Raw genomic sequence first — 25,759 nt, forward strand, 5'->3', positions numbered from 1 at the left:
AATAACCCGAGTTCCAATTACCGAAATGAAAGTAGCTATATCGCTTACTTATTGAGGTAACTGTGCCAGAGAGGTGGGGTCCCGATATACTCTACGACCGCTTTGATAAATTCCTGGGCAAGTTTTGTGTGCTTTCTATGAGGGTAAACCGCATAGATGGCGGTGTTTCTAGTTGATATATGGTGTTCGGACAGTAATACCTTCAAGCCGAGTTCTTCAATAGGCTTATTAAGGTTAGATAAATCAATGAGCGCATAGCCTAGACCGTCTCTAACTGCATTGACCATAGTTCGAACGTCGCTTACTTGGTAGTTACCCTTCATTTTTAAATTAGTGTAGACCTTACTCTCTGGTGCATCATTTATGCTTAATTCTTCAATAGTAAGATCATAGTTCCCGTAAATAATGGCAGGAAGGTGAATGAGGTCACTGGGTGTAGAAGGCTCACCATGCTTTTCGATAAAACTGTTGGAAGCAACCAGTACAAAATGGGTATTCGCTACCTTTTTCGCAATCAAGTTTGATTCAGTGAGCTTACCAAGACGGAAGGCTATATCAAATTGGTCAGCAATGATGTCGGCTTTTTTATCGTCTAATGAATGAAGAACCTTAACATCAGGGTAGGTGGTCATAAATTGTGTGATGACGGGTTGCAGGTACTCTTGACCAAAGTAAATAGGGGAAGTGATTCTTAGAACACCCTTTGGCTTAGCTTGATAAGAATCCGCGATCAGCTGGATGTGACCGAGTGTATCTCGCAGCATTTGGCTTTGCTCTAAGATCTCTTCTCCAGCCGAGGTTAAAGAAAACGAGCGAGTAGAGCGGTTGAGTAACTGTACGTCTAAGCTTTGCTCTAGTTTCTTTATCTGTTTTGAAAGTGAAGAGTTGTCCATGCCATGCAGGCTTGCAGCTTTAGTGAATGAACCTTGTTGGACTACATCCAAAAAAAGTAGCAGCTGATTGGATATCGACATGTAATCTCCTTGACCTATATGGAACGAGCGTTTCTTTATTGGTTAAAGTAGAGGATAAGCATTAACAATACTCATCATATTCGTTCCGAGCCCTCAACGCACTTAACTTTTACTGTTAGGTAGCCGACTAACTATTACATTATTGCCTAGTGAAAATTACGTAACTAGTGTGATATGTGAAATATGTGTTACTTTTCTAGGGTGCAATGAGATATATTAAATTAATCATATGTTAACAGGCTGATGTTGATTGAGTTAAGGCATGACTGATCGAAATACAGGTTGTGTTGCCAATACGTTTGTTAGCTTGGTCATTTAATAAATTAAGAAACTGTTTAATAAGCTGAACGTCCATCACGTCAATTGAAACTGATGCTTTGTGTAGGCATCTTGGTTAACGAATAAGGAGATACGCATTGCGGCTGATGACTTCGATTTCTTTTATCGTACTGATAACTGGCTGTGATAGGGACCTTCATGACCATCCAGAGTTAACAACGGGTCAACAGCTATTTGAACATCATTGTTCTAGCTGTCATCAAAAAACTGGACAAGGTCGCTTTCTAAAAGGGATTCCTGCCAATAGGGCAACCGCTTTAACAGAAGATCAAATATCGCATAAAATCACATCGCTTAGTGTGTCAGGAGCAAAGATGCCGAGTTTTCCTAATATGCCCAAAGAGGAGAGCGACAAAATATCTGCGTACGTAAAATCTCTTTAAATCACGCATTTTTTGTTCAGTTTGGTTAGCTGTTACCCCCTTAGCTACTAGAAAAGGCTCATACGGTCAGGAATGACGTATTTGTATTGGAAAAGTACTCCCCCAAAGTTAGTTTTAGACAGTTTAGATGAAGTTATTTTCATGCTGTATAAACTCATTTGAATGTACAAAAAATTAAAAAAACTAAGGAATTAAGCTGAGTATGGATATTAAAATCGATAATTTGGAAGACGGAAGCGTTATTCGTCTTCTTGAGGAACATCTCGCTGATATGTATGCGACATCGCCGCCAGAGAGTGTTCATGCCCTTGATGTGGAAGCATTAAAATCATCAGATATCACATTCTTTAGTGCTTGGAAGGATGGAATGCTAAAGGGATGTGTTGCGATAAAGGCGTTAGACAATGAACATGTTGAGTTAAAATCAATGCGTACCCCTGCTCATGCAAGAAACTCGGGCGTTGCGACTCAATTGTTGCGTCATGCAATTAAGTCGTCTGTTGAACATGGTTATAAACAGATGAGTTTAGAGACGGGTTCTGATGATTACTTCTTGCCAGCACGTAGCCTGTATGAAAAATTTGGCTTTCGGTACTGCGAACCATTTTCAGATTATGAACTTGATCCACACAGTCGTTTTTTGACCTATGACCTGAACGTTGTCTAAGATACACTGGTTCAAAGCTCTAGTTGACTATCAGCTGTCAAAACAAAATTGGCAAGAGTACTTAAGTGAAAGTTACCTTGCCATCAGGTCTTAACAGAAAGAAAGTAAAGGTTAATCTATAATTGTTTGTTCTTTAATTTGGTTGTTCATCGGCATCTTTACGCTTGATAGCTTTGTGACCATCTTCTGAAATACCTTGCTTCCAATAACTACTGATATAAATATTTTCGCGTTCCACTTCTTTCTCATTACGGAAGTACTGACGTAATTCGCGCATCGAGTCAAACTCACAAGCTGTCCAAACAGACGCAGTACCTTCTAACCAAGGAAGTGCCTTAACATTAGATGCCAGTGATTCCTCTCCAGTTATCCAAACGACTTGAAAATTGTCAGGGGCATTCAAAGGTTGAATATCACCTTTCTCGGTTATTTTAATCACCGCGTAGCCCTTTGAATCACGTGGGAGTTTTTTAATTTTCGCTGAGAGAGCAGGCAATGCGGTCATATCGGCGACCATGAAGAACCAATCTACATCGATATTCATATCTTGAATATTACCGGGACCAACGACATTGATTGTTTGCCCAACCGTGGCGTTCATTGCCCAGCGTGCAGCAAAGCCGCACTGAAGGTCTTGTGTAATATGAGTGACAAAGTCGACTTCAATCGTACGCAGAGCAGGGGAGTAGCGTCGAATGGTATAGGTTCGCATAATAGGGCGCTCACCATCAGATATACTACTTAAATCCGTATGACCCTCTGAATTGAATAATAATTTGATGTAGCTTCCTTCGCAGTCGTCAGGTAAGTGCGCTAAAGCATTGTCGTGGAGAGTTATGCGTCTCATATTAGGTGAAATTTTTTCTGAGTGGATAACGGTCAATTCAGTTGGGTTAGGTTTATTCATTGATTGATCTCGATAAGTATTCTCATTTGCATTCAGCTTAACAATTGCGTGACTTGATGAATAGCCTATTTAATAATATTTACAAATGTTACTTTTGATATGGAATAAAGTACATTCGCACATTACCCAGTGGTTTATGTATATAGGAATTAGAAAAACGAAAGGCGAACCAATGTGAGTTTCAATGAAAGCTCGGGGTTCGCCTTTATAGTCTAGTTAGCCTTAAGTTTCAGGTAAGCGCTACGCTTTGATACCGGTCAACAACGATTCCATATTGTTACTTTGTTGCCTAAGCTGTTCTATGTTTCCATTCGTTGCGCTGATTAACTGGCATACGCTATCCGCTTGAATGCGAACTTCTTCGACACTTGATGCAATACTGTCTGCGACGACGCCTTGCTGCTCTGCGGCGGTAGCAATCTGAATACTTGCATCCGAGATAGACTGGTTCTTATCGGCCAGCTCACCAATCTCTTGGTTCACTTCCGACATTAGGCTTTGTCCTTCATCGGCGTTGTTTACCGTTACATCCATCAACTTAGTGAGAGATTGGCTGTTACGCTGCAATGCTTCAATCATCGATTGAATTTCTACTGTCGCTTGTTGTGTTCGACCTGCTAGAGCTCTAACTTCATCAGCCACTACCGCAAATCCACGACCTTGTTCTCCGGCGCGTGCAGCTTCAATCGCAGCGTTCAGAGCAAGTAAATTAGTTTGCTCAGATATGCCATTGATAGTCGTTACAACGTCATCAATCTGCGCGGCATTTGAATCAAGCTCTTCAACAGCTTCAGACGCCGAACGTACTTCGTTTGAAAGGTTTGAGATAGAGCTAAGTGTATTTGAAACTTTACCTTGTCCTTGCTGTGCGACGCTTTTCGCATCTTCTGTTTGGTTACTAGAATCATGAGCCAAACTCGCTACTTCACGAATCGTAGAGGCCATCTCTTCCGTTGCACTTGCTAGTGAATTTAGATGCTCTTGTTGAGTGTTAGAGATGTTGGAGCTTTGTTGGGTCGATTGGTTTAGATCAGAGCTGATTTGCTGCATAAGGGCGATGGACTCTTGAATAGAAACGACCATTTTTTGTTCGCGATCGGCAACTTTATCGATGGTGATGGCAATGGTGCTAAACTCATCTCTAACGGGGAAGAAATTCATTCGTTGAGTGAGGTCACCGTCGGCAAGCGTTGCTAATGCTTTATTCATGGTGAACATAGCGCCGCCAATGAAGGTCATTATGTAATAAACGCCAAGTGTAATGACTAAGAGTGTTGTGGAGATTAGAGCTATTTGTGTGGTGCTTAGAGAGTGCCAAATATCAATGTCATGAGAAGCTACGATTGAATACGTGCCGTTCAACACCGACACGGATCCTTCACCTGAGCCTAGTGAAATACTTTCGGAGTTAGCGAGAATGCTACTTACTTGTTGTCTTGATAAGTCACCAGCCTCAATGAGGTTCTTCATCAGAAGAAGCTCATCTTGATAAAGATGATCCAACATTGTGTCTGAGGCGTTATCCAAAACGACCGTTAACATGCCGAGCGCAAGAAGGGGAAGAAGTAGAAGTAAATAGAATTTTTCTTGAATTTTTAAGTGGATGAGATATTTATCGATCCATCGAAAAGCTGTTTCTTTCATAATAATTAGTATCCAAATAAAACAAACCAAATTGCCACTATTGATAATTGGCACAAATAGACGATGGTAAATATATCACTAATAAAAACGTGGGGTTACAGATAATGTTTCAAAAATGCTGCAAGTTCACAGTATCGGGTACTGTACAGGGAGTCGGTTTTAGGTACTTCACAGCGATGAAAGCAAATGAACTGAATTTGCACGGATATGTGAGAAATTTGAACAACGGAGACGTTGAAGTTTTAGCCAGCGGTGCAACGAGTGAAATGGAAGAGCTGGAAGGTTGGTTAGAACAAGGACCAAGATTGGCAAAGGTGGACCGAATTTTAAAGGAAGAGGCGATGGCCACTTCCCGTACTGATTTTCAAATTACCTAGGGCTACGCCACTATTAGAAATTTATAGGCACTTGGCTGGCTTTGGTAGCCCAGCAAGCTTAGTTGCTTGTTTAGCCGGACCTTTCTTGAACAGTTTGAAAAGGTACTTACTGTTACCTTTTTCAGCGCCGTGTGCTTTTTCCATCGCTTTGACTAACATACGAACTGCAGGAGACGTATTAAACTCTACGTAAAAATCACGAACAAAGTGGACGACTTCAATGTGAGCATCAGTAAGTTCGATACCTTCGTCTTGAGCGAGAGCTTCAATCATCCCTTCTTCCCAGTCAGCATGGTTAAGTAGGTAGCCTTGAGCGTCAGTCTGAATTTCTTTGTCGTTGTATTTAAACATTGGGCGTTCTTATTTAGCAGTGAGTTATTAATAGTGAAGGTTAAAGCGATGCTAGGGTACATTAGCTTAGCTGTTGAACTCAAGTTACTTGTACGTCTCAGAGAAAAAAGACTCTTGGTAATAAAGCTAAGGGGATAAAAAAACCCAAGAACAAGGTTCTTGGGTTTCAATCTAAGTCACTTTAAATTCACATTAGTGTGAATATCAAAGCTAATTAGTCATCGCTATTCATGATGCCAAGAATGCTTAGCAAGCTGATAAAGATGTTGTAAATAGATACGTATAAGCTAATCGTTGCTGAGATGTAGTTTGTCTCACCGCCACGAACGATGTTTTGTGTAGTTAACAAAATAACGCCAGTAGAGAATAGGATAAACATAGAGCTCATCGCTAGCTGAAGCATAGGCATTTGCAGGAAGATGTTTGCTACCATGCCGACCAATAGAACAACAAAGCCAGCCATTAACATACCGTTTAGGAATGATAGGTCGCGTTTAGTTGTTAGAGCGTATGCAGATGCGCCCATGAACGCTAATGCTGTACCGCCTAGTGCCGTAACAATCACATCGCCCATGCCCGCGCCGATGTACATGTTAAGGATTGGGCCGGTTGTGTAGCCTAAGAAACCCGTAAATAGGAATGTAAAAACAAGACCCATGCTGTTATCGCGGTTTTTCTCCGTTAAGAATAAAAGACCGTAGAAGCCTACTAGCATAATGATTAGGCCAGGGCGAGGTAGGTTCATCGCCATTGATACGCCTGCTACAACAGCAGACCATAGTAAAGTCATTGAAAGTAGGGCGTATGTGTTACGCAATACTTTGTTGGTTTGTAGAGCACTTTCTTGTGTTGAAGTGCGAGTAAACATAGGACTGTTCATAATCTTCCTCGTGAAGAATTTAGCTTATAAGTATATTTATGGGGCTATTGTTAGAAAAAATCAACCCATGACGTAACAAACGCTAACTAAAATAATAATGGAAATAGTGTGTTATGTGTTTCAAAAGATGTAACACAATATAAACAAAAAAAGAGGCGACTATTATCGCCTCTTTTTACTTACATTTGCAAATTATCGAAGGAGTGCAAATTTGGATGAAGAAACTCACACATGCCTTCTTTAGTGGTGCAATATCTGAGATAGGAAGTTTTGAGTTCGATCCGATTGAGGATTTTCAAAGAAATCAACAGGGTTGTTTTCTTCGATGATCTCACCGGCATCCATGAAGATGACTCGATCTGCCACTTCTTTTGCAAAGCCCATTTCGTGGGTCACACAAATCATGGTCATGCCTTCTTCAGCAAGCTCAACCATTACATCCAGTACCTCACGAACCATCTCAGGGTCGAGTGCAGATGTTGGTTCATCAAACAGCATGACTTGAGGATTCATACATAGAGAGCGAGCGATCGCAACACGTTGCTGTTGACCACCAGATAGTTGACCTGGAAACTTATCCGCTTGATCTGGAATCTTAACGCGTTCTAGGTATTTCATTGCAATGGCTTCAGCTTCTTCCTTAGGCATTTTCTTAACCCAAATAGGAGCTAGCGTGCAGTTTTCTAAAACAGTTAAGTGAGGGAACAAATTGAAGTGTTGGAAACACATCCCGACTTCTTTTCGAACAGCCTCTATGTTTTTAAGATCTTCAGTCAATTCGTTACCAGATACAAAAATGTCGCCTTTCTGGTGCTCTTCTAAGCGGTTAATGCAGCGAATCATTGTTGACTTACCAGAGCCGGAAGGGCCACAGACAACGATTTTTTCGCCTTTGTTTACAGTAAGGTTAATGTTCTTTAATACGTGAAATTCGCCATACCACTTGTTCATATCGTTAATCTGAATCATTGGTTGGGTAGTGTCTTGTTGTTGCGTCATAATACGTCCTTGAGCTTTAAATTATCGTTTGTGACCAGTGTTTAATCTGTTTTCGAGCCAAATCGAATATCTCGACATGCTGAAACAGAACACCCAGAACACTAACGCGACAAATACATAACTTTCCGATGAAAAACCTAACCACTCTGGGTCGGTGTTTGCAGCTTGTCCTATCCCTAGTACATCAAACATACCAATTATTAGAACTAGACTGGTATCTTTAAATAAACCAATGAAGGTATTTACGATTGATGGAATTGTAATTTTAAGCGCTTGAGGCAATATGATAAGCCCGGTCTTTTTCCAATAACTTAGACCTAGCGCATCTGCTGCTTCATATTGGCCTTTAGGGATTGCTTGTAAACCGCCTCGGACCACTTCCGCCATATAGGCTGCACTAAACATAACGACACCAATCAGTGCTCTTATCAATTTGTCTGTTTCAGACCCTTCAGATAAAAACAGCGGTAGCATTACAGACGCCATGAATAGAACCGTGATAAGTGGGACACCACGCCATATCTCAATATATACAGTACACATACTGCGTATAATCGGCATATCTGAACGACGACCTAACGCCAGTGCAACGCCTATAGGGAGAGAAACTACGATTCCGACAAGAGCGATGATTAGAGTAACTAATAATCCGCCCCAACGGTGAGTAGACACAACCTCTAGCCCAAAAACACCACCGTAAAGTAACCCAGCAATAATAAATGGATAGATGTTTACAAAGAATAACCATATCCACATGCGCTTTGGCGTTTTCTCATAGGCCAATAGAACAGTGAAAATTGCTAATGTTGCGTAAAAGAACTTTGGTCGCCACAGTTCAGCTTCCGGGTAGAACCCGAACATGAACTGATCCCAGCGTACACTAATGAAGACCCAACATGCACCTTCACGGCTACAGTCATCACGTGTCGTACCAATCCAATCAGCATTGATAAATGCCCAATCTAGTACACCTAAAAGCATAGATCCGACTAAGTAGGCAAGTATGACGGTTACAACTGAATTTACTGGGCTATTAAATAGATTTTTTCTAAACCAGCCTACAACGCCAACGGTGTTACCAGGTGGCGGAAGATCAGGTTGAAATTGATGTATGCTCATATTATCTCTCCACCAGCGCCACTTTACGGTTATACACGTTCATCAATGCGGACGTTAATAGACTCAACGTTAGATAAACACCCATAGTCATTGCAATGATTTCAATCGCTTGCCCTGTCTGGTTGAGGGTAGTACCTGCAAAGACTGAAACAAGGTCGGGGTAACCAATCGCCATAGCCAAAGATGAGTTTTTGGTTAAGTTTAGATATTGGCTTGTTAGTGGTGGGATGATAATTCTAAGTGCTTGTGGAATTACAACGAGTTTAAGCGTTCGTGAGCGAGGTAACCCTAAGCTCATTGCCGCTTCTGATTGACCGTGACTTACCGCATTAATACCTGATCTTACTATCTCCGCAATAAATGCTGCGGTATAGATGGAAAGGGCTAATAGAAGAGCGGCTAACTCAGGGATAATACTGATACCACCTTTAAAGTTAAATCCTTTGAGTTCAGGGTATTGAGCACTAATCGGTGAACCCATAAGGAAATAGACGATGACAGGTATTACAACACAAAGGAGCAGAATAATTCGGCCCATAGGTGTCTGTTGCCCTGTAAGTTTTTGTTTGTTTGTTGCCCAAATGCTGATGAAAATAGTCGCAATGACGCCAATTATAAACGCAGCGATAACAATGCCACTGCCTTGCTCCATAACAGGAGCAGGGAAATATAATCCACGTACGTTAAGGAAAATAGCTTCACCCAAGCTCATACTTTGCCTTGGTGATGGTAAAGCTTGTAACACTGCAAAATACCAGAAGAAAATTTGTAAAAGCAAAGGGATGTTACGGAAAATCTCTATGTATACAGCAGCTAATCGACTTACTAACCAGTTGGATGACAGGCGGGCGATACCCATTGAAAATCCAATAACTGTGGCAAGTATAATCCCCATAAATGAAACTAATGCCGTATTGAGTAACCCGATGAAAAAGGTTCGTCCATACGAGTATGTTTCGTCATATTCGATGAGTGTAAGGCCAATCCCAAAACCCGCTTCTTGGTCTAGGAAACCAAAACCTGTCGCGATACCACGAGCGTCAAGGTTGGTTAAGGCATTATTGACTATAGAGTAAAAGAAAAAGAATAGAGCCAGTACGGCAACGATCTGAAAGACAACAGACCTAAAAGTGGGATTGTATAGCAGGCTAGCACTCTTTCCCGTAGGAGTCGGTGCAGTACTTTGATTGGGTTTCATACAACAATAACCTCAAAATCCATTTTTATTATAAAACGTACTTATTTTCATAATAGTTTTGTACTTTAAACTGTAGATTCACTAATTAACTACAGATAGCAAAAGGGCGGCCTAGACCGCCCAATTTTATCGCTATTAACGGATTGGTGGAGCGAACATAAAGCCGCCAGCATTCCATAGAGCATTTGCACCACGAGAGATTTTAAGTGGTGAACCTTCACCTACAGTACGTTCGAAGCTTTCACCGTAGTTACCAACTTGTTTGATTACTTGGTAACCCCAATCGTCACGGATACCTAAACCTTTACCTTTAGGCCCATCGACTCCTAGAATGCGCTTAATATTTGGATCATTTGACTTCAGCATTTCGTCGGCATTTTTAGACGTAATACCAAACTCTTCTGCATTTAACATTGCGTTAAGTGTCCACTTAGCAACGTTGAACCATCGATCGTCGCCTTGTAGAACTACTGGACCTAGTGGTTCCTTTGAAATGATGTCTGTCATTACTATGGCTTTGCTCGGGTCTGTAAGATTTAATCGAAGAGCGTATAGGCCAGAGCTATCAGTTGTCAGAGCATCACAACGACCTGCATCGAACCCTTTAGAGGTTTGAGCTGCCGTATCAAATACAACTGGTTTGTATGCCATGCCTTCGTTACGGAAGTAGTCGGCAAGATTTAATTCAGTTGTTGTACCCGACTGAACACAAATAGACGCACCATCTAGCTCTTTAGGGCTGGTAAGGCCCAAATCATCCATTACCATGAAGCTTTGCCCATCATAGTAGTTAACGCCAACAAAGTTTAGACCTAGAGCTGTATCACGGTGTAGCGTCCATGTTGTATTTCGCGAAAGAACATCAATTTCACCTGATTGAAGAGCAGTGAAACGTTCTTTAGCAGTTAGCGGTACATACTTGACTTTAGTTTTATCACCTAGAACTGCCGCAGCAAGTGCTTGACAATATTCTACATCGAGTCCTTCCCACTCACCTTTTGAATTTGGGTTAGAAAACCCAGGTAGACCAGTACTGACACCACAAGTTAGGAATCCTTGTTTAGTAACTTTATCCAGAGTGCTCTCTGCAGCAGAAACTGTAGTCGACATCAGGGCAGTCGATGCAGCTACAACAGAAGCAAGAAGTGTTAGTTTATTTGTCATTTGTATCCTTCCTGTATGATCCATGTTAAACCAGGTGACACCTGATACAACGTGCTAAAAATGTTGTTATTGTTTTTAGGTTGAAATTTCGCGACTTTCGTTCTACGGATTTCAACTCTTTTTAAGCGTAGGTAAGGTTTTGTATTTTCTCAAATATTTAATAGCAAAAGTTATTTGACAAGAATCACATTACCGAACAGTTGTTAGAATGACGAAATGTTACTAGCTTGTAAATAGTGCAACAGTGCACCTGAAAAACGCAACAGAACGAATGCAATTAACTTTCATGTAAATAAAGTGTAAAAATATGTGTATTCTTTTCAATATGGCATTACGAGCTGGACTTGTAGGTAAATTCGGTTAAAAATAAATACAAACAGGCTGTGGGATGAAATCATTGCCCCAATTCTGTTAGGATGTAATTAATAGATATATAACTAGTTCAGGGATTGAAATGCAGTATTTTCCACTTTTTATGGACTTAGAAAACAAACCTGTATTGGTTGTTGGTGGTGGTGAAGTCGCGTGTCGAAAAGTTGACGCGTTGCTTAGAGCAGGGGCGTTGGTGACCATTACATCACCTAAAATAGATGATTACCTACAAGTGCTTGTATCTGAAAATAAATGCCAGTGGGTTCAGCATTTTTATTCATCTGACTGTATTCAAAAAGAATATGTTCAGGTGTGGGCGACGACCGATAATCCAGAGTTAAATCATCAAGTTTATAAAGATGCAAAGAGTCATGGGATTCTTGTCAATGTTGTTGATGATCTCCCGTACTGTGATTTCATCACACCTTCCATGGTAAACCGCGGACGCATACAAATTGCTATTTCAAGTGGCGGAGCATCGCCAGTATTAGTCCGTAATATACGTGAGACACTGGAGACAGTGCTGCCTCATAATTTATCTTTGATTGCTGATTTCGCTGCATCAAAAAGAAATTCGATAAAAGAAAATCTGACGTCGGTGTCTCAAAGGAGAAAGTTTTGGGAGCAATTTCTAAACTCTTCGGCGGTATGTAATGCCAATAGTCGAGAACAACTCGAACAATACTATGTAGAGCAATTGGAGTCCGGTATTGACGAGACTGGTTTCTGTTATTGGATCTGCTTTAACGACGATGTTGAGCTGCTTACAATGAAAGCGATGCGCTATATGCAGCAATCAGAGTTAATATTGCATCATGTAGACTGCCCACATGCGTTTGTTGATTTATCTCGTCGAGATGCCGATCGTTTCAGCTTTAAATCGCCGATGGATTTGGCCGACAAACTACAAACTGCTCGAGAGCGAGATATGCGAGTTTGTGTCTTTATTTCAGAAAATAGTCACGAATACGCTTTGTTGATGAAAAATGATGAGTTTTTGCTTCCTGGAACTATTAAGTAATCACATAGTTAAGCTCTTAGGCTAGTAGTATGAATCTTCTATTATTCATTGACTACTGAAAATCTAAAAAGCTTCAGATACAAAAAAGCCACTATTGTTTGGAATCACCAAGCTAGCGGCTTTTTTATTTGAGACGATTAAGATAAGACGATACTAGTCTCTAAAGTTATCAAACTGAAAAGGCTGGCCAAGCTCGCCATTTTTTACCAATGCCATCGCTGCTTGAAGGTCATCGCGTTTTTTACCGTTAACACGAACTTTCTCACCTTGAATAGAAACTTGAACTTTGATTTTTGAATCTTTCACAGCTTTAACAATTTTCTTCGCAACAGGTGTATCAATACCTTGCTTAAAAGAAACATTCTGATGCCAACTTTTACCAGTTTGCTCTGCTGTTAAAGATTCCATCGACGCAGGGTCAATGCCACGCTTTGTTAACTGTGAGCGTAAGATATCGCGCATCTGCTTTAGCTGAAAATCACTTTCAGTAGAGAGTTTTACATTCTCATCTTTTAGAAGCTCAAAGCTAGCGGTAACGTTTCGGAAATCAAAACGAGTAGTTAGCTCTCTAGATGCATTATCAACGGCGTTTCTAAGCTCAACAGTATCGATTTCTGAAATAATATCAAATGAAGGCATGTTTCTGTCCTTGTGTTAGGTTTTAACGTGCTTTAACCGCACTAGCGAGCATATCAAGCATAGTCTTAGTATCATCCCAGCTTAGGCAAGGATCAGTAATCGATTGGCCGTAAGTTAGGTTGTTAAGGTCAGTCATAGGCTGGTTACCTTCGACAATGAAGCTCTCCGCCATGATTCCAGCAATACGATTCTTACCTGATGTAATTTGCTGGCAAATATCTTTAGCAACATCGAGTTGTTTACGGTGCTGTTTTTCACAGTTCGCGTGACTAAAGTCAACGACTAAACGCGTAGGTAAAGAGACTTCATCTAGCTTGTTACATGCTTCTTCGACCGATTCTGCATCGAAGTTAGGACCTTGATCACCACCACGTAAGATAATGTGTCCAAATGGGTTACCACTTGTACGGTATACCGTCATGCGTCCGTTTTTATCTGGTGAATAGAAGTAATGAGAGGCGTTCGATGCACGAATAGCATCAATAGCGATCTTAACATTACCATTGGTACCATTTTTGAAGCCTACAGGGCAGGAAAGGGCAGAAGCCATCTCTCTGTGTATTTGAGATTCTGTAGTACGAGCCCCAATTGCGCCCCATGAAATAAGGTCTGCAATGTATTGACCTGTAATCATATCGAGGAATTCGGTCGCTGTTGCAAGACCAAGTTTGTTGATATCGAGAAGTAGCTTACGAGCTTTATTGAGACCAGTTTCAAGCGCGTAAGAGCCATCAAGATTTGGGTCGGTAATCAAGCCTTTCCAGCCAACAACGGTTCTTGGCTTCTCAAAATAAGTACGCACAACAATAAACAGTTCATCACTGTATTGTTGCTGAACTTCAGCCAGTTTCGCTGCATAGTCTAGTGCTGCTTCAGTGTCATGTACTGAGCACGGCCCAACGATGACCAAAAGGCGCTCGTCTTGACCTGTTAAAATGTTTTCAATCTGGCGACGAGAATGAGCAATTTTGCTCGCAACGTCTTCAGTAATAGGATGAGCGCTTCCAAGCTCTGCCGGAGTCGGCATAGGACCCAAAGGTTGGGTTCTTAATTCATCTGTTTTTAATGGCATGCGATTGCCTGTACCTTTTATTTCGAAGCCGTAAAGATAACGGAAATGGGGCTAGGAATAAACTGTTTAGCTCGATTCTTTCCGACATATGACTATATAGCTTCCCCATGGCTTTACAGAATGATAATTTTGCTTGTGTTTCCAGTACTCAGTCGGTATTTTCGATAAAAATAGCCGTCAATTAGACATGGAGCAGTAATGAGTCTTCCAAATAACAACAGTTTAGTGAGCGATTTTGAACTGGGGGATGCATTTCCACTTTCTCAAGAACGAAGTACTGAAGAACAGCAAAGTTGCGGTAATCATATTTATGTTTCTATCGCTGACTTGATCATGGATAAGATGTTCTATCACCCTTCACTGGTTGATAACAACAACGATCTGCTTGATATTGAACAAGCTTCTTTGACTTCAATTCTTTCAAACCAAAGTGTTAAAGAACATTTTGTATCAACGATGTGCACGCACATTGAAGGTGCGATTAGTGAACAGCATAAAGCGGTACGTATTTGTTTAAGTAATAGTGATAGTAGAGGCTTTGGCTCTCTTATTGCTGGTACTCTAGAAGAGAAAGAAGAAAATCCTGCGCTTGGTTTGCGTGGTGTTATTCGATTTGCATCAAGCTCGTATGCGTCTGCCTTTGCACTAGAATGTGAGGTGATCAAATCGCTACGTGAAAAAGACATTGATGTAGAGATTGTTGTACCTTTTGTACGGACTCTCGCTGATGCAGCGACTATTATAGATAAGTTAGCGGAGCAGGGGCTGCCAAGAGGATTAAACGGTCTGAAAGTACTGTTTAGTGTCGATGTGCCTTCTGCGGTTCTACTTGCTGATCGTTTACTGCATTACTTTGATGGTGCGGTGGTTAACTTGGATAACTTAACCCAGTTTACACTTGGCATAGATAGAACTGCTGAAAAGTTAGAGCATAGCTTTGACTCTGAAAATGAGGCTGTTATTCATCTTATTGAGTTAATTTCAAAAGCGACATTAACGGCTAAAAAACCATTAGTTCTGGTTGCTCACGCGATACAGCCACACAAAAAGCTTCACGCTTATCTTGTAGAGCAAAATCGTATCGAAGTGATTATTACAGGCTAGTAATGCGGGCTAGTGGTTTTTCGTAGATGCCAAAAATGCCACACTTTTAAGACCGATTTTAGCGTGTGACATTGTAACTAGAAGCCTAGGTTTAATTGAACCTAGGCTTTTTATTTGCCTTACTGTTTGCCAAAATCGGTAAGCTATCTCGTTATAAGACTGAGAACGTTGACAACTTGCTTTAAGTTGGATTAAGTGGTCGGATGACCCTTGTGGAAGGAAATCACTATGTTATCTCAGCTTCAAAAAGCGAACATGTACTTGGCATTCTTTGGATTTTTCAAAGTGCCCTTCATTTGGCTATCCAGACCCAAGATAGTGCAATTAGACAGTTCACGTGTAGAAGTGAAAATCCCGTTAAAACGACGCAGTAAGAATCATCTAAACAGTATGTATTTTGGCGTGTTATGCCTAGGTGCAGATGTCGCTGGTGGCTTTATGGCAATGAGTAAAGCTCAAGCGAGAGGAGAGAAAATCTCACTAGCGTTTAAGTCTGTAGAAGGGGAGTTTTTGAAGCGACCAGAGGCGGATGTGCATTTTCACTGTGAGGACGGGGCGCTCATTGATCAAATGTTAGATGAGACAATTGCAAGTGGCGAGCGTGTCAATCAAGCCGTAAAGATTACTGCGACCAGCCCAACCCTACATGGGGATGAGCCGATGGCGGTGTTTTATCTTACTTTGTCTTTAAAGCGGGTCTAATTCTCTGACGCCTCTTTAACTGACTTGTTGTTTTCGAGTTCAATAGATTCGATTGCAACAATCTTGCTTCGATTAAGAATGATCTTCCAGCGGTAGTAGCGGACCTCGTCATTATGGTTATTTTCTCTAACAATAAGGTTAAGTAGATGCCTTTTCTCTACTGACTCTTTGGTTACCTGCCCGTTGTTGAGCTGGTAGAGTTTGTTAGAGCCCTTATCCATCAAGCGAGTCAGGCCACGCATGCTTAACTGCAATGTTTCTCGAGTCTCTTCGTAACCACTCATAAATCGAGAAGTCGACATTTCGGTTTCAGAGCGGTAATGAAGAATCTGCTCTTCACGTTGTACAACCCGTTTTTTACGAATTAATGAGATACGATCAGGAAGCTTACTCATTGCGGTGTAGTCGAGCCATTCATCCTTTTGTCCAACGGCTTTATTTGTCGTTGGGTCAATATACTTCCGACGCCACTTTGCTTTCCCTTTTCGAATCACTCGCCATAAAACATCTCTTAAATCATCTTTAAATATTTCTCTCAGTGCATACACAAATGACATAGCCACGATAAAGGAAGCGGTAATTTCCCCCCAATAATCACGGGCTACGACGGCAATAATGGTAACGAAGACCATAACAAGCCCAGTCGCAATTCCTTTGACTGCGCGCTTCATATTTTTGCCTAAAGAGGTGACCTTTTCTTTTAGAACGATAGGGTGCTCAATTAAGCGGCGTAGCAAGCGCATTTTATTACTCATGCGCGTTACGTCATCTCGGACTTTCTTTGAGTTGTAATTATTGAGCTTTCTATGGGCCGTTTCTTTTTCAACAATAGTGATAAGACGTTCTTTAACCGTCTTATAGTCACCATCTCGTGGCATGTGAGCCACCAAAGACATGAACTTTTGACCCGTATACCAAGATAAGTAATTATCGATGTTGGCGTAGTAGCGCTTTAAACTCTCTTCAAAAGGGATAGCACGTCTAAGGCGCTTAAGTATATCAAGTGCAAGTTCAATAACTTCATCTACGTCATCAGCATTGACGGCATCAGTGTTGTGCTTGTTAAGCTCACCTACGGCTTTATCGAGTGCGATAACATATTGATATGCGAACAAACTCAAACTGACACGATATTGAGTTGTTGAGAGTCGACCACGTTTGGCAAGTCTACTATGTACCAGTGGCAGTAGTGTTTTGTCACTAAAATAGGTTCTTTTTTGATTAATAGAACTATAGTAAAAGGCACTTTCGCTTAAAACTTCAGGAGATAAACCGAGCTCACCAGGCACAAATAAGTAGAAATCTAAATCTGATTTTTTGGTCAAAGCCATAGCGTGAGAAATTTTGAGAGTGATTGCGTCATGTTTATCGACGGTGACCAAATAGTGCTCCTGAAATTTATCTATAAATTAATGAATAGAACTAGGGAAAGGATAACAGAGTTTAGTTATAATCTCCGTAAATTTAAAAAGAGACAGATAAAATGATTAATGTTGGTCAAGTGAACAACTTAGAAGTAGTAAGGAAGGCTGATTTCGGCGTATTTTTGGACGCTGGCGACTTCGGTTCGACGTTATTACCGAAAAAACATATGCCTGAAGGTGTAGAAATTGGCCAGTTCATCGATGTATTTTTGTATTTTGATTCAGAGAACCAACTTGCCGCCACCACTGAAAAGCCGATTGCGCAAGTAGGAGAGTGGGGACTAATGGATGTGGTTGGTGTTAATAGCACTGGTGCATTTGTTAATTGGGGTGTAGTAGCGAAAGATCTGTTGGTTCCATACAGTGAACAGCGTGGCACCCTGCGTGAAGGATCGAAGATTCTTGTTTATGTTTATTCAGATAAAGCGTCTGGTCGAATTGTTGGTACAACGAAATTCAATAAACTACTTGATAAGACACCTGCGGCATACACTGTTAATGAACAGGTAAATTTGATCATCGCTGAACGTAGTGATTTAGGCTATAAAGCGATCGTAAATGGTGAGCACTGGGGCATGATTTTCCCTTCAGACGTGTTTGGTAAACTATTTATTGGTAAGCAGCTTAAAGGTTACATCAAATCAGTAAGAGATGATGGCAAAGTGAATTTATCTTTGCAAAAGATTGGTGTTGCTAAGATGGATGAATTGAGTACTAAGGTACTTGATTTACTAGAGAAGAAAGGTGGCTTCTTGCCGCTAAACGATAAGTCTTCGCCTGATGCTATCTTTACGACATTTAGAACGAGTAAAGGCACGTTCAAAAAAACTATCGGTGGCTTGTATAAGCAAGGAAAGATTGTTATTGAAGCTGATGGGATCCGTATGGCTGATTCTTCTGCATCTGAACAATCGGCTGCGGATTAGAAAGTGCGGCTGTAGGTAAGAAGAGCTAATTTCGAAAAAGGGCCCAAAACATCCTGTTCTGGGCCTAGGGGAAGGGCTCTATAGGAGCCTACGCTAATTGTTTCGTACCTTTAATTCACTATAAATTATAGTACAAGATATTGGGTATATGCGTAGGCACTAGAATTTCATACTATCGTTTTACGGTTTAAAACAGATTTTTATCTCGGACTAGTTCTCGAGGTAAGCCATTTTTAACTCGATTGCCAACCCATTTACCTAATCCAATCACATCGTTACCTAGTTTAACTATGACTTCACCTTTACCCGGCGTCATATCTGGTCGAACATCTCTACCCATAAACCAATCGCGAGCTTCCTCAATAGAAAGAACTACATAATTTTTTTCATGACCTAGTGTAAGAGTTGTAGCCACTTGATGTTGCCAGCGATAACCTTTTTTATGGGTTTCAGCAATTTTTATACCCATGCGAGAGAAACGGAACTGTCCAATCATTGGCTCTAGAGCGTTTGGAAATAACCAAACATCTTTCTCTCTTAGCCAAACACTGCTGTCGTCGGGAAGGTCTATATCAAGCGTCTCTTTTAGCTGTTTAGATATATCCACTTGAATTTTATTCGCCGCTTTTTCGAAGGGGAACTTACCCATGCGCTTTTTAACTTCTGGAGGTGTTGATTCTCCAGTCTTACGAATGCGAGCAACAAAGAAGCCTTCACAGTCATAAACTTGTGGAAATATGTGTAAAAAGCCCTCTGACGTTGTTGCTAGTGAAGCATTAGGGAATAAGCCGCTTAAGTCTTCAAATTCAACTAAGTCACCAAACGTCTGTTTTAAATGATGGCAAACCTGTTGGTTCTCATAAGTACTCAAAGTACACGTTGAGTAGACTAGTACGCCATTTGGTTTCAATGCATGAAAAGCACTTTCGATGAGTTCTTTTTGAGTATCAGCAATACTCTTTACTGAAGACAGGCTCCAGTTCTTCATAGCATCAGCATCTTTGCGAATTGTGCCTTCACCAGAACATGGAGCATCAATCAATACAGCGTCAAACTGAGCTGGTAGCCACCCGCCAAATACCTTGCCATCAAAATTACTAAGAGCCGCGTTTTTAATACCACAGCGCTCAATGTTTGCGTGCAACACTTTCACTCGGCTCGCTGAATATTCGTTGGCAACTAAGATGCCACTGTTATTCATTAAGGCGGCTATTTGAGTTGTCTTTGAACCAGGAGCAGCCGCCATATCAAGGACACTTTGATAATTGGCTGAAGCGTCATCAAAAAGAGCGGTGACAGGCATCATTGAGCTAGCTTCTTGAATATAGAAAAGCCCAGACATGTGCTCAGCCGTATTTCCAAGAGGAACAACAGACTCATCGACGGTTATCCAAAAACCTTCCTTGCACCATGGAACAGGTTCCAATTCCCACCCTTTGACTTTGGCTCGTTCGATAAAATCAGTGACTGTTATTTTTAAAGTGTTGACACGAATGCTTTTGCGTAAGGGACGCTTACATGCATCAATGAAGTCCTGCATGTTAAGTGAGGATGGAAGAATAGCCTCAATTTCGCTTAAAAACTCTTCAGGTAGTTGGATGTTCGAATGCACAGCGGTAGCTCAGATATAGAAGTTGCGCCGATTATAACTAAATTCTATACCGAAGAATAAAAAAAGCAGCGAATTCGCTGCTTTTTATCGGGATAAACGCTAAGGCTTAGGGATAGGCGTTCGCCATTTAGTCCATTTATCTTCTGGGCTAGGGTAAAGGAAGAAAGATTGGTCTTCCGTTGCAATTGGCTGAAGTTGCTTACCTTCTGGTGTTGCAAAGGTAATGCCACCCTTCAAAATACTATCAAGTGTCCCTGACTTAATATTTGCACCAGTGATTCCGATTGAAACATCTAACCCCGAAGTATTCCAAAAAACGCTGTTAGCACGAACAAGATGAGCGTATTGGCTATCGATACGAAGCGTCGAGATGATTCGGTCTGCGAATTCACCTAACTTAATATCAATGACCTGACCAACTTGCATGTCACGGTATAGAACTGGTGTTCCTACAGACACTGAGCCGCGATTTTCACTTTGCAAAGTGAAGGTCACTCCTGGTTGATCTTTAGGAGTTTGTTGTAAGGTAAACTGGTTTGATTTTTCACCGTGCCCTGGTTGTACCAAAATGGAAGGGCTTAAGATACTTTCGAGGTTTTCTACACCGGATAAACCAATTTTCGCTTTGGAAACCCAGAAGTAGCTACCATCCCGTGCGATATGTTGTGAATACTCAGGAAGGACACGCGCTTTTAACTCAACCTGTTGATTGGAGAAGTTGGGTGTAACTAATGTAACTTCACCAATTTTTACACCATTGTATTTCAGTGAAGTCCCTTTGGTGACTACATTCTTATCGTTGGTTAACAGCGTGATGACGTGTCCGAACTTACGAGCTTGATTAAAGTCTGAGTACAGCTTCCAGCTATCACTGATTTTATTTTCAACGCCTGCAAGGTTATCAAAAGCGATACCACCTTGGATAAGCGTTTTCAAAGGGGCTGCTTTTACACTGATTCCGGCTAGAGACGCATCGATTTCAACTCCAGATCTATTCCAAAATACAGTTTGGTCGGTTAACAAGTGTTTGTACTGGTTTTCAATGGTTGCCTTAATTTTGATACCACCATCGACAAGCATGAAGTCGGCAATGCTACCGACTTGTAAGTTGCGGTAGAGTAGAGGACTTCCTTTTGAAATCGCTGGCAGCTCTTTAGCAAATAGAGAAATGCTTTTTGAGCCAGATAAGTTATATTTGGCAAGTTCCGCTAATGATTGGCTCGCGTAGAGCTGGTAGTTTTTGTTTGCCTTTTTATTTCCTTCACTAACAAAGCTGATTGAACCGGTTAATAGCTGCTTCGCCGGTGGAACTGAGATGCTCAAGCCGGATTCTGTAAGTTCGGCTGATGCACTTCCTGTTACGTAGAAGCGATTTTTAGAACGGATTAAATGCGCATAGTCATTGTCGATTAATGTACTGAGATGAACGTTATCATCAATTAATTGAACGTTTGTAATCGAGCCGACACTAATCCCTTTATAAAGAATACCCGCTCCAACATCTAGTCCATAAGAATTGTCAGCAACTAGGTTAATCGCGACAGAGCGTGATTGGTCTTTATTGAATTCATTTTTTCTAATTGCAGTGAAACGTCTAGAACGTTTGCCTTCTTCCGGGATAATGGATAAATAATTCCCTTTGATTAGATTACCAATGTTCTCTACGCCAGTTAGAGATACCTTTGCTTCTTCCAATAGGAACGAGCTTTTAGCGGTTAACATATCACTAAAGGCCGGTTGAATCGCAGCGGATGCAATAATCTGTTCACGCCCCTCGCTAAGTTGGAGACTAGTAATTTGACCAACCTCCAAACCGCGGTACATGATAGGCGCTCCCGATGAGCTTATGTTGCTATCATCTGGCAATGCGATTTTGATCGGGATACCTCGACCAGCTGTTTTTAGGTCTTTATACAATCTGTATTCGGTAGTCTTGGATATTGCTTCGCCACCCCCAGGTGAATCCACAGCAATAGAGCCAGATAAAAGAGCACTAAAGCTCTCTAGACGAACATCAACACCTTCAAATCCAATGTTGGCGCCGATACCACTGACGTTCCAGAATCGACTTTCATCAGTAATGATATGTCTATATTCATCTTGTATCGATGCTTTGATAATGACGCTTTTCAAATCATCATCGAGTTGATAATCGTAGACTTCGCCAATGGGGATCTTTTTATATACGATTTGAGAACCGATGGAGATGCCACCTAGATCTCGAGCCTTTAAACGAATATTCAGACCTTTACTGGTGAGCAAATCAGAAGGAGGCCTATCAAGTGCGGTAAACTCTGTTTCAAGCTCTTTCGAGGTGTCGCTTGGATAAATGGAGATATAGTTACCCGAGACCAAAGCGTCAAGACCTGATACACCGGTTAAACTCGCTGTTGGTTTAACCAACCAAAACTTAGTCTCTTTAGATAAAAGCTTGGTGGCTTCAGGGTAGATATCAGCGTCGACGTAAATACTTTCTAAGTCTTCCGAAAGATTAATGTCTCTAACCATGCCGACTTCAAGACCCTGATAACGAATAGTCGTACGGCCTGCGACAAGTCCCTGAGCATCTGAGAAGTATATCTCGATTCGTTGCCCTGCATCTTGAATCGACTTTACAACAAGCCATCCAGCCAGAACGAACGTGAGAATAGGCAATAGCCAAAGGGGAGAGATACCTTTGTTGCGTTTAACATTGGGCGAAAACGACGGTTGTGTTGCTCCATTACTCATTATCTGACTCTTTTTTCTTTGATTCAGGGAGGTTATCCCATATCAATCTAGGATCTAAGCTTTCTGCAGCTAGCATGGTCATAACCACAACTACGCCAAAAGCAACGGCCCCGAATCCCGGGGTGAAATTTAATATTTGTCCTCTATCAACCAAGGTTAACATGATGGAAATAACGAACAAATCGAGAACTGACCATTTTCCGATCCACTTGACTGCGTAATACACCATCATTCTTTGACGATTGAAAACGCTTCTCTTTAAGTGAATGGCTAACAATAGATAGGTAAGGCCAATAATTTTTGCAATTGGAACGACGATACTCGCAATAAATAAGATCGCCGCGATTCCGTACATATCGCTATTTACCAGCTCAATAACACCAGACATGATGGTGTCTTCTTGGCGTTGTCCATTAGTATACAAAATGGAGATTGGGATTAGATTAGCAGGGAACACAGCAACGGTTGCTGCTATTAAGAATGCCCATGTTTTTTGGATAGAATAGGGTGTACGGTGGTGAAGCGGTTGATGGCAGCGGACGCAAAGTTCTGCCTCTTCTTGAGACAAGTGGCAGTTGTGGCAGTGAATGTTTTTTTCCATAAAATGGTAATCTGATTCTTGATGCCATGATTCCCAATAGCGTCTAACACTGACCCTTGTAATTAGAAGAACGGTAAATAGCTGCAGAAGTACTAGGCCATATAACCCAGGCCCTATGTAGATATCTGAATAGTCTTGTAATTTAAAACACGATACAGCGATACTAACGAGGAAAACGTCGATCATCACCCAGTGCTTTAGCCCTTGAACTATCGTGAGAGAGTAGCGGAGCAGTGTAAACGAGCGGATCTTCAACGCGATATGAGTCGTGACTACAGAAAGACACACCGTTAATGGTGCTAATGAGCTACAAAATAGAATAAGCAGTGCTAAGCCGATATAACCTTCATCGATTAAAATGAGCGTTCCTGAAGGTAGGGTCGCTGGAATTAATACCCCAACTAAACGGATACTAATAAAGTCGAAAAAGTGTGATGGAATAAACAGCACAAGGCAGGTGAGAGCGATTGCCAAGTTACCTGAAAGTGATGGAGTACCACCACGGTACAGTTGAGTACCGCATCTTGGGCAATATGCTGAGCTTCCTTGTTTTACGGCTACGACATCAACTGGCAATTCACAGCCTTGACAGAGACGTACGCCTACCGGATTGGAAGAGTGTTTAGTCAGCGATCCCACCATTACTCCTATAAAAATAAGTTCTAAACAAGATTAAAAAGTTAAGTTCTAAACAACACGAGTCGTTTGAAGTAATTAAGACAACAACACACAGGTGACATTGTCACGTTAAGCGTGGGATTGTACCGGACCATACAGAGTCTGGTACAAACCTTGTTGCAACAGTAATTCACCATGAGTGCCTGTCTGGCTCACTTGACCGTCTTCTAAAACGTAGATTAGGTCAGCTTGTCTAACCGCAGAGAGTCTATGAGCAACAATTAAGGTTGTACGTCCATTTAAGAACTCATTTAACGCTTTATGCAGTGCAGCTTCAGTTGCCGTATCCAGTGCTGACGTTGCCTCATCTAATATGACGAATTTTGGGTTGCTTAAGATCATTCTCGCAATAGCCAACCTTTGCCGTTGTCCACCGGAAAGCCTGATCCCGTTTCGACCAACTTGAGTATCTAGTCCGTGATTCAGTGTCTTGATGACGTCTTGCATCTGAGCAACTTCAAGAGCTCTCCATAGTGACAAGTCGTCAATATCACTACCAAGCGTGAGATTATGCCTCAACGTGTCGTTAAAGAGTATAGGTTGTTGTAAAACCACGGCAATTTGATCTCGAATTATCTCATAACTGATATCAGTTGCTGGAGCACCGTTAAACCGAATTAACCCAGAGCTAGGTTGGTACGCACCTATAAGTAATTGAATTAACGTCGATTTACCACCGCCGCTAGCGCCAACAAGCGCTACTTTTTTTCCGGCTGGTATAGTGAGTGATAAGTTATTAAGCACTTGATTTTCATCATTATAAGAGAAATTAATGTTACTAATTGTGACGTCAACTTCTTGCTCATCGGTGAAAGGGTTGATTTTGCTTACTGGTCGGTGCTCTTCTTCTATTGCCAATAGCACGTTGATACGGGAAAGTGCAGCCTTGGCACTATACCAAGAAAATTGGATACTGAGCAGTTCTTGAACTGGGCCAAGCATAAACCAAAGGTAAGCAAAGACCGCGAATATTTGGCCAATCGTTAGGTCGCTAAATAGAACCATAAGCATTGCCATAGCTCTAAAAAGCTCAAACCCTAATAAAAATAGAAGAAATGAGAAGCGGCCTGCGGCCTCTGACTGCCAAGCGTACTTGTCGGCGTCGACACGGATCTGATCAGCGTCTTTTTTCAGTTGTTCAAGGAAAAGCTTCTCTTTATTGGCCGCTCTTAGTTGATAGATACCATCAAGTGTTTCGATCAGCCTGTTTTGAAACCGTTCGAAGGATTGGTTCTCGTACTTTTTCAAGTGTTTTACTTTGTTTCCTAATTTTCGAGAAAAGTAGATAACAATGGGGTTCACTAAGAGGATAAACAGCCCTAGCCGCCATTCTAGCCAAAGCAAAACCATGGCTGTGCCTAGAACCGTTAATAGGCTTATGATGAACTTACTTAACGTTCCGCCGATGAATTTGTCAATGGTCTCTATGTCAGTGACTAAGTGGGCGTTAATGCCACCACTTCCTTTCGTTTCGTACTGTTTGATACTGATGCGGCCAAGCTTATCAATCATCAGAGTACGAATATTGTAAGTAATCGTTTTTGATACCAAGGTAAATTGACGACTTTGTAAGATATTTAGCGCCTGACTTAATGTACGCATCAATATGACTGCTAGTAAGGTCAGGACAATATAGCCCGTTGGGGTTTGAAGTTCATTAGGCAGTAGGTAGTTCATTATAGCCAAGCCTGAACCCGGCTGGTTAAGCAATACTTCGTCGACCATCAAGGGCATAAGCAGAGGAATAGGCACACTGATAAGTGCTGCGACAACAGCTATTGAATTTGCAAAGATGAGCAAGGACTTGTGTTTTTTTACTTGAATTAATAACCAAGAGCGGCTAATAGTATCGTTTGATGTTGTCATAGAGTCGAAA

Annotated in this window: 23 protein-coding genes; 7 read left to right on the top strand and 16 right to left on the bottom strand. The window is 41.4% G+C overall.

From position 1 onward, the window contains the following. Positions 1–44: 44 nt before the first annotated feature. Complete coding sequence (locus L4D20_RS12625) at positions 45–974, bottom strand: LysR family transcriptional regulator (RefSeq protein ID WP_428801948.1); 930 nt, start codon at positions 972–974, stop codon at positions 45–47. A gap of 425 nt (positions 975–1,399) precedes the next feature. Here L4D20_RS12625 and L4D20_RS12630 point away from each other — a divergent pair, with 425 nt between their 5' ends. Both L4D20_RS12630 and L4D20_RS12635 read left to right on the top strand, forming a co-directional pair. Next, positions 1,400–1,696, top strand: coding sequence for a c-type cytochrome (locus tag L4D20_RS12630; protein WP_428801949.1), 297 nt, complete (start codon positions 1,400–1,402; stop codon positions 1,694–1,696). 202 nt (positions 1,697–1,898) lie between these two features. Continuing rightward, on the top strand, positions 1,899–2,363 hold the full coding sequence (locus tag L4D20_RS12635; RefSeq protein ID WP_428801950.1) for a GNAT family N-acetyltransferase: 465 nt from the start codon (positions 1,899–1,901) through the stop codon (positions 2,361–2,363). A gap of 133 nt (positions 2,364–2,496) precedes the next feature. On the opposite strand, the gene L4D20_RS12640 is transcribed toward L4D20_RS12635, so the two are convergent. Together L4D20_RS12640 and L4D20_RS12645 are read right to left on the bottom strand one after the other, a co-directional pair. Further along, the gene (locus L4D20_RS12640; protein ID WP_428801951.1) at positions 2,497–3,270 is read right to left on the bottom strand and encodes a siderophore-interacting protein; all 774 of its coding nucleotides are present in this window, start codon (positions 3,268–3,270) and stop codon (positions 2,497–2,499) included. A gap of 240 nt (positions 3,271–3,510) precedes the next feature. Continuing rightward, entirely contained in the window at positions 3,511–4,914 is a 1,404-nt protein-coding gene (locus tag L4D20_RS12645; RefSeq protein ID WP_428801952.1) for a methyl-accepting chemotaxis protein, read from the bottom strand. 104 nt (positions 4,915–5,018) lie between these two features. On the opposite strand from L4D20_RS12645, the gene yccX reads away from it, so the two are divergent. Beyond that, positions 5,019–5,291 (top strand): acylphosphatase, encoded by a 273-nt coding sequence (gene yccX, locus L4D20_RS12650; RefSeq protein ID WP_428801953.1) that lies wholly within the window; start codon positions 5,019–5,021, stop codon positions 5,289–5,291. A 21-nt stretch (positions 5,292–5,312) separates the two neighbouring features. Here yccX and L4D20_RS12655 read toward each other — a convergent pair whose 3' ends face one another. The 6 genes from L4D20_RS12655 to L4D20_RS12680 all read right to left on the bottom strand — a co-directional run bounded on the left by L4D20_RS12655 (position 5,313) and on the right by L4D20_RS12680 (position 11,002). Further along, on the bottom strand, positions 5,313–5,642 hold the full coding sequence (locus tag L4D20_RS12655; protein WP_428801954.1) for a TusE/DsrC/DsvC family sulfur relay protein: 330 nt from the start codon (positions 5,640–5,642) through the stop codon (positions 5,313–5,315). Positions 5,643–5,856: 214 nt separating this feature from the next. After that, the gene (locus tag L4D20_RS12660) at positions 5,857–6,522 is read right to left on the bottom strand and encodes a Bax inhibitor-1/YccA family protein (protein ID WP_428801955.1); all 666 of its coding nucleotides are present in this window, start codon (positions 6,520–6,522) and stop codon (positions 5,857–5,859) included. A gap of 240 nt (positions 6,523–6,762) precedes the next feature. Then, entirely contained in the window at positions 6,763–7,521 is a 759-nt protein-coding gene (locus L4D20_RS12665; protein ID WP_428801956.1) for an amino acid ABC transporter ATP-binding protein, read from the bottom strand. A gap of 21 nt (positions 7,522–7,542) precedes the next feature. Continuing rightward, on the bottom strand, positions 7,543–8,640 hold the full coding sequence (locus tag L4D20_RS12670) for an amino acid ABC transporter permease (protein WP_428801957.1): 1,098 nt from the start codon (positions 8,638–8,640) through the stop codon (positions 7,543–7,545). Position 8,641: 1 nt separating this feature from the next. Beyond that, entirely contained in the window at positions 8,642–9,838 is a 1,197-nt protein-coding gene (locus tag L4D20_RS12675; RefSeq protein ID WP_428801958.1) for an amino acid ABC transporter permease, read from the bottom strand. A gap of 135 nt (positions 9,839–9,973) precedes the next feature. Further along, positions 9,974–11,002: an amino acid ABC transporter substrate-binding protein gene (locus L4D20_RS12680; protein WP_428801959.1), complete on the bottom strand. Its 1,029-nt coding sequence runs from the start codon at positions 11,000–11,002 to the stop codon at positions 9,974–9,976. A gap of 454 nt (positions 11,003–11,456) precedes the next feature. Here L4D20_RS12680 and L4D20_RS12685 point away from each other — a divergent pair, with 454 nt between their 5' ends. Continuing rightward, positions 11,457–12,395, top strand: coding sequence for a precorrin-2 dehydrogenase/sirohydrochlorin ferrochelatase family protein (locus L4D20_RS12685; RefSeq protein ID WP_428801960.1), 939 nt, complete (start codon positions 11,457–11,459; stop codon positions 12,393–12,395). Positions 12,396–12,548: 153 nt separating this feature from the next. On the opposite strand, the gene L4D20_RS12690 is transcribed toward L4D20_RS12685, so the two are convergent. Then, positions 12,549–13,034: a YajQ family cyclic di-GMP-binding protein gene (locus tag L4D20_RS12690; protein WP_428801961.1), complete on the bottom strand. Its 486-nt coding sequence runs from the start codon at positions 13,032–13,034 to the stop codon at positions 12,549–12,551. 22 nt (positions 13,035–13,056) lie between these two features. Then, positions 13,057–14,106 carry a 3-deoxy-7-phosphoheptulonate synthase gene (locus L4D20_RS12695; RefSeq protein ID WP_428801962.1) on the bottom strand — a complete coding sequence of 350 codons (1,050 nt, stop codon included), beginning with the start codon at positions 14,104–14,106 and terminating at the stop codon, positions 13,057–13,059. 198 nt (positions 14,107–14,304) lie between these two features. On the opposite strand from L4D20_RS12695, the gene L4D20_RS12700 reads away from it, so the two are divergent. After that, on the top strand, positions 14,305–15,210 hold the full coding sequence (locus tag L4D20_RS12700; RefSeq protein WP_428801963.1) for a putative PEP-binding protein: 906 nt from the start codon (positions 14,305–14,307) through the stop codon (positions 15,208–15,210). A gap of 228 nt (positions 15,211–15,438) precedes the next feature. Beyond that, entirely contained in the window at positions 15,439–15,912 is a 474-nt protein-coding gene (locus L4D20_RS12705) for a DUF4442 domain-containing protein (RefSeq protein ID WP_428801964.1), read from the top strand. Here the strand turns inward: L4D20_RS12705 and L4D20_RS12710 are convergent. Continuing rightward, positions 15,909–17,294 carry a hypothetical protein gene (locus tag L4D20_RS12710; protein ID WP_428801965.1) on the bottom strand — a complete coding sequence of 462 codons (1,386 nt, stop codon included), beginning with the start codon at positions 17,292–17,294 and terminating at the stop codon, positions 15,909–15,911. The two genes, L4D20_RS12705 and L4D20_RS12710, sit on opposite strands and share 4 nt — an antisense overlap. A gap of 101 nt (positions 17,295–17,395) precedes the next feature. On the opposite strand from L4D20_RS12710, the gene L4D20_RS12715 reads away from it, so the two are divergent. Further along, on the top strand, positions 17,396–18,262 hold the full coding sequence (locus tag L4D20_RS12715) for a CvfB family protein (protein WP_428801966.1): 867 nt from the start codon (positions 17,396–17,398) through the stop codon (positions 18,260–18,262). A gap of 187 nt (positions 18,263–18,449) precedes the next feature. Here the strand turns inward: L4D20_RS12715 and rsmF are convergent, their stop codons facing one another. The 4 genes from rsmF to L4D20_RS12735 all read right to left on the bottom strand — a co-directional run bounded on the left by rsmF (position 18,450) and on the right by L4D20_RS12735 (position 25,749). Then, positions 18,450–19,874, bottom strand: coding sequence for a 16S rRNA (cytosine(1407)-C(5))-methyltransferase RsmF (rsmF, locus tag L4D20_RS12720; protein WP_428801967.1), 1,425 nt, complete (start codon positions 19,872–19,874; stop codon positions 18,450–18,452). Between the two features lie 99 nt (positions 19,875–19,973). Further along, positions 19,974–22,604 (bottom strand): PqiB family protein, encoded by a 2,631-nt coding sequence (locus tag L4D20_RS12725; protein WP_428801968.1) that lies wholly within the window; start codon positions 22,602–22,604, stop codon positions 19,974–19,976. Beyond that, positions 22,597–23,847 (bottom strand): PqiA/YebS family transporter subunit, encoded by a 1,251-nt coding sequence (locus L4D20_RS12730; protein WP_428801969.1) that lies wholly within the window; start codon positions 23,845–23,847, stop codon positions 22,597–22,599. The genes L4D20_RS12725 and L4D20_RS12730 overlap by 8 nt, the downstream gene beginning before the upstream one ends. 105 nt (positions 23,848–23,952) lie before the next feature. After that, a complete protein-coding gene (locus L4D20_RS12735) occupies positions 23,953–25,749 on the bottom strand; it encodes an ABC transporter ATP-binding protein (protein ID WP_428801970.1) in 1,797 nt (598 codons plus the stop codon). Between the last annotated feature and the right edge of the window lie 10 nt (positions 25,750–25,759).

It is taken from the genome of Vibrio kyushuensis (assembly GCF_050337325.1).
GTDB lineage: Bacteria > Pseudomonadota > Gammaproteobacteria > Enterobacterales > Vibrionaceae > Vibrio > Vibrio kyushuensis.